The organism is Xanthomonas sp. F14, assembly GCF_014199865.1.
On the sequence record NZ_JACHOM010000009.1, the window covers coordinates 1 to 5,418 of the forward strand.

Here is a 5,418-nt window from a genome sequence, read left to right on the forward strand (position 1 = left end):
AATTTCGCACAAAAAGAAACCCTCAGTCCTGTTGGACTGAGGGTTTCGGGTAAAGCCCCTGGCGATGACCTACTCTCGCATGGCTTGAGCCACACTACCATCGGCGCAGCTGCGTTTCACTTCCGAGTTCGGGATGGGATCGGGTGGTTCCACAGCGCTAATTTCACCAGGGAGACGGTTGGAGCAGCGCTTGATAGCGCTCGTCTCGCATAGGTAACTTGTGACGTAGCTTGCGTTTGGTGATCTACCAACGTTCGTTGGGACCAAGGCAACTTGAGGTTATATGGTCAAGCCGCACGGATCATTAGTATCAGTTAGCTCAATACATTGCTGTACTTACACACCTGACCTATCAACCACATAGTCTATATGGTTCCTTTAGGGGGCTTGTGCCCCGGGAAGTCTCATCTTGAGGCGCGCTTCCCGCTTAGATGCTTTCAGCGGTTATCGCTTCCGAACATAGCTACCCGGCAATGCCACTGGCGTGACAACCGGAACACCAGAGGTTCGTCCACTCCGGTCCTCTCGTACTAGGAGCAGCCCCTCTCAAACTTCCAACGCCCATGGCAGATAGGGACCGAACTGTCTCACGACGTTCTGAACCCAGCTCGCGTACCACTTTAAATGGCGAACAGCCATACCCTTGGGACCGACTACAGCCCCAGGATGTGATGAGCCGACATCGAGGTGCCAAACACCGCCGTCGATATGAACTCTTGGGCGGTATCAGCCTGTTATCCCCGGAGTACCTTTTATCCGTTGAGCGATGGCCCTTCCATACAGAACCACCGGATCACTAAGACCTACTTTCGTACCTGCTTGATCCGTCGATCTTGCAGTCAAGCACGCTTATGCCTTTGCACACAGTGCGCGATGTCCGACCGCGCTGAGCGTACCTTCGTGCTCCTCCGTTACTCTTTAGGAGGAGACCGCCCCAGTCAAACTACCCACCATACACGGTCCCTGATCCGGATAACGGATCTAGGTTAGAACGTCAAGCACGACAGGGTGGTATTTCAAGGATGGCTCCACTGCAGCTAGCGCCACAGTTTCATAGCCTCCCACCTATCCTACACAGACGAACTCAACGTTCAGTGTAAAGCTATAGTAAAGGTTCACGGGGTCTTTCCGTCTTGCCACGGGAACGCTGCATCTTCACAGCGATTTCAATTTCACTGAGTCTCGGGTGGAGACAGCGCCGCTGTCGTTACGCCATTCGTGCAGGTCGGAACTTACCCGACAAGGAATTTCGCTACCTTAGGACCGTTATAGTTACGGCCGCCGTTTACTGGGGCTTCGATCAAGAGCTTCGCCTTGCGGCTGACCCCATCAATTAACCTTCCAGCACCGGGCAGGCGTCACACCCTATACGTCCACTTTCGTGTTTGCAGAGTGCTGTGTTTTTGATAAACAGTCGCAGCGGCCTGGTTTCTGCGACCCTCTTCAGCTATAGCTCGCATGAGCCACCAAAAAGGGTGCACCTTCTCCCGAAGTTACGGTGCCATGTTGCCTAGTTCCTTCACCCGAGTTCTCTCAAGCGCCTGAGAATTCTCATCCTACCCACCTGTGTCGGTTTACGGTACGGTCTTCGTGAGCTGAAGCTTAGGAGCTTTTCCTGGAAGCGTGGTATCAGTGACTTCGCCATAAAGGCTCGTCTCGGTGCTCGGTCTTAAAGGATCCCGGATTTGCCAAAGATCCAAACCTACCGCCTTTCCCCGGGACAACCAACGCCCGGTACACCTAACCTTCTCCGTCCCTCCATCGCACTCACGCGAGGTGCAGGAATATTAACCTGCTTCCCATCGACTACGGCTTTCGCCCTCGCCTTAGGGACCGACTAACCCTGCGTCGATTAACGTTGCGCAAGGAAACCTTGGGCTTTCGGCGTGCGGGCTTTTCACCCGCATTATCGTTACTCATGTCAGCATTCGCACTTCCGATACCTCCAGCAGACTTCTCAATCCACCTTCGCAGGCTTACGGAACGCTCCTCTACCGCGCATAAAACAAGTTTTATGCACCCCAAGCTTCGGTTCACTGCTTAGCCCCGTTAAATCTTCCGCGCAGACCGACTCGACCAGTGAGCTATTACGCTTTCTTTAAAGGGTGGCTGCTTCTAAGCCAACCTCCTGGCTGTCTATGCCTTTCCACATCGTTTTCCACTTAGCAGTGAATTTGGGACCTTAGCTGTGGGTCTGGGTTGTTTCCCTTTTCACGACGGACGTTAGCACCCGCCGTGTGTCTCCCGGATAGTACGTACTGGTATTCGGAGTTTGCAATGGTTTGGTAAGTCGCGATGACCCCCTAGCCATAACAGTGCTCTACCCCCAGTAGTATTCGTCCGAGGCGCTACCTAAATAGCTTTCGAGGAGAACCAGCTATCTCCGGGTTCGATTAGCTTTTCACTCCTAATCACAGCTCATCCCCGTCTTTTGCAACAGACGTGGGTTCGGGCCTCCAGTACCTGTTACGGCACCTTCACCCTGGCCATGACTAGATCACCCGGTTTCGGGTCTACTGCCCGCGACTATGCGCCCTTATCAGACTCGGTTTCCCTTCGCCTCCCCTATACGGTTAAGCTTGCCACGAACAGTAAGTCGCTGACCCATTATACAAAAGGTACGCAGTCACTCTTGCGAGCTCCTACTGCTTGTACGCACACGGTTTCAGGATCTATTTCACTCCCCTCTCCGGGGTTCTTTTCGCCTTTCCCTCACGGTACTGGTTCACTATCGGTCGGTCAGGAGTATTTAGCCTTGGAGGATGGTCCCCCCATATTCAGACAGGGTTTCACGTGCCCCGCCCTACTCGTCTTCACTGGAGTGGCCCTTTTAAATACAGGGCTATCACCTTCTATGGCCAATCTTTCCAGATTGTTTTTCTAAAGCCATTCCAGCTTAAGGGCTGCTCCCCGTTCGCTCGTCACTACTTAGGGAATCTCGGTTGATTTCTTTTCCTCCGGTTACTTAGATATTTCAGTTCACCGGGTTCGCTTCCAGCAGCTATGAATTCACTGCAGGATACTGCCGAAGCAGTGGGTTTCCCCATTCGGATATTGCCGGATCAAAGCTTGTTGCCAGCTCCCCGACACTTTTCGCAGGCTACCACGTCCTTCATCGCCTCTGACCGCCTAGGCATCCACCGTGTGCGCTTATTCGCTTGACCATATAACCCCAAGTTGCCTCGGAGTTACATGCCGTGTTGTGTGGGGTACAAAGCCACCAACGCGAACATACGACTCAATTATTTAGGGACTCGAAGTCCCCGCCTTAGCCTCAACGACACGTTTAGATAGATATCTCAAACGCTCGCTACGTCACAAGTTATAAAAGAACATGTATCAGCCTCAACGCTGATCCATATAAATTCTTAAGTGTGCACTACATTCAGAGTGGTGGGTCTGGGTAGACTCGAACTACCGACCTCACCCTTATCAGGGGTGCGCTCTAACCACCTGAGCTACAGACCCGAAGTCTTTTCACTCAATATGGTGGAGCCTGTCGGGATCGAACCGACGACCCCCTGCTTGCAAAGCAGGTGCTCTCCCAGCTGAGCTAAGGCCCCAAAAGGGACTTCGCATACCGACCTGTGCCGGTATGAATCTCTGAATGCAGGTAATTTGTGAGGACGCCCGCAAGACGATGACGTCATGCTCAAAAGGAGGTGATCCAGCCGCACCTTCCGATACGGCTACCTTGTTACGACTTCACCCCAGTCATCGGCCACACCGTGGCAAGCGCCCTCCCGAAGGTTAAGCTACCTGCTTCTGGTGCAACAAACTCCCATGGTGTGACGGGCGGTGTGTACAAGGCCCGGGAACGTATTCACCGCAGCAATGCTGATCTGCGATTACTAGCGATTCCGACTTCATGGAGTCGAGTTGCAGACTCCAATCCGGACTGAGATAGGGTTTCTGGGATTGGCTTACCCTCGCGGGTTTGCAGCCCTCTGTCCCTACCATTGTAGTACGTGTGTAGCCCTGGTCGTAAGGGCCATGATGACTTGACGTCATCCCCACCTTCCTCCGGTTTGTCACCGGCGGTCTCCTTAGAGTTCCCACCATTACGTGCTGGCAACTAAGGACAAGGGTTGCGCTCGTTGCGGGACTTAACCCAACATCTCACGACACGAGCTGACGACAGCCATGCAGCACCTGTCTCACGGTTCCCGAAGGCACCAATCCATCTCTGGAAAGTTCCGTGGATGTCAAGACCAGGTAAGGTTCTTCGCGTTGCATCGAATTAAACCACATACTCCACCGCTTGTGCGGGCCCCCGTCAATTCCTTTGAGTTTCAGTCTTGCGACCGTACTCCCCAGGCGGCGAACTTAACGCGTTAGCTTCGATACTGCGTGCCAAATTGCACCCAACATCCAGTTCGCATCGTTTAGGGCGTGGACTACCAGGGTATCTAATCCTGTTTGCTCCCCACGCTTTCGTGCCTCAGTGTCAGTGTTGGTCCAGGTAGCCGCCTTCGCCACGGATGTTCCTCCCGATCTCTACGCATTTCACTGCTACACCGGGAATTCCGCTACCCTCTACCACACTCTAGTGACCCAGTATCCACTGCAATTCCCAGGTTGAGCCCAGGGCTTTCACAACAGACTTAAACCACCACCTACGCACGCTTTACGCCCAGTAATTCCGAGTAACGCTTGCACCCTTCGTATTACCGCGGCTGCTGGCACGAAGTTAGCCGGTGCTTATTCTTTGGGTACCGTCAGAACAATCGGGTATTAACCGACTGCTTTTCTTTCCCAACAAAAGGGCTTTACAACCCGAAGGCCTTCTTCACCCACGCGGCATGGCTGGATCAGGCTTGCGCCCATTGTCCAATATTCCCCACTGCTGCCTCCCGTAGGAGTCTGGACCGTGTCTCAGTTCCAGTGTGGCTGATCATCCTCTCAGACCAGCTACGGATCGTCGCCTTGGTGGGCCTTTACCCCGCCAACTAGCTAATCCGACATCGGCTCATTCAATCGCGCGAAGCCCGAAGGTCCTCCGCTTTCACCCGTAGGTCGTATGCGGTATTAGCGTAAGTTTCCCTACGTTATCCCCCACGAAAGAGTAGATTCCGATGTATTCCTCACCCGTCCGCCACTCGCCACCCATAAGAGCAAGCTCTTACTGTGCTGCCGTTCGACTTGCATGTGTTAGGCCTGCCGCCAGCGTTCACTCTGAGCCAGGATCAAACTCTTCACTTAAAATTACATGCCCGAAGGCAAATTACTTTAGCTGCAGAAGTTCAACCACTGGCAACTTATCGCTTGCAAAGCAATTAATATGTTGCATTTTGATTAAACGTCTGCAAGATGGACAATCATCCTTCCTGCAGGCGTCCGCACAAATTACCTGCGCACACTGTCAAAGAACATTGGGAAGTGGCCTCAGCGCCGTTCCCGTCAGCTTCGTCGTTTCCG

Annotated in this window: 2 tRNA genes and 3 rRNA genes; all 5 read right to left on the reverse strand. The window is 53.3% G+C overall.

Going from position 1 to position 5,418, the window contains the following annotated elements:
- Positions 1 to 56: 56 nt before the first annotated feature.
- A 5S ribosomal RNA gene (gene rrf, locus GGR73_RS20155) occupies positions 57 to 171 on the reverse strand.
- Positions 172 to 283: 112 nt separating this feature from the next.
- Positions 284 to 3,164 (reverse strand): 23S ribosomal RNA (locus GGR73_RS20160).
- A gap of 227 nt (positions 3,165 to 3,391) precedes the next feature.
- Positions 3,392 to 3,468 (reverse strand) — tRNA-Ile (locus GGR73_RS20165).
- 19 nt (positions 3,469 to 3,487) lie between these two features.
- Positions 3,488 to 3,563: transfer RNA gene (locus tag GGR73_RS20170), tRNA-Ala, on the reverse strand.
- Positions 3,564 to 3,655: 92 nt separating this feature from the next.
- Positions 3,656 to 5,202 (reverse strand): 16S ribosomal RNA (locus GGR73_RS20175).
- The 16S, 23S and 5S rRNA genes sit together here with 2 tRNA genes alongside, the layout of an rRNA operon.
- Positions 5,203 to 5,418: the final 216 nt, after the last annotated feature.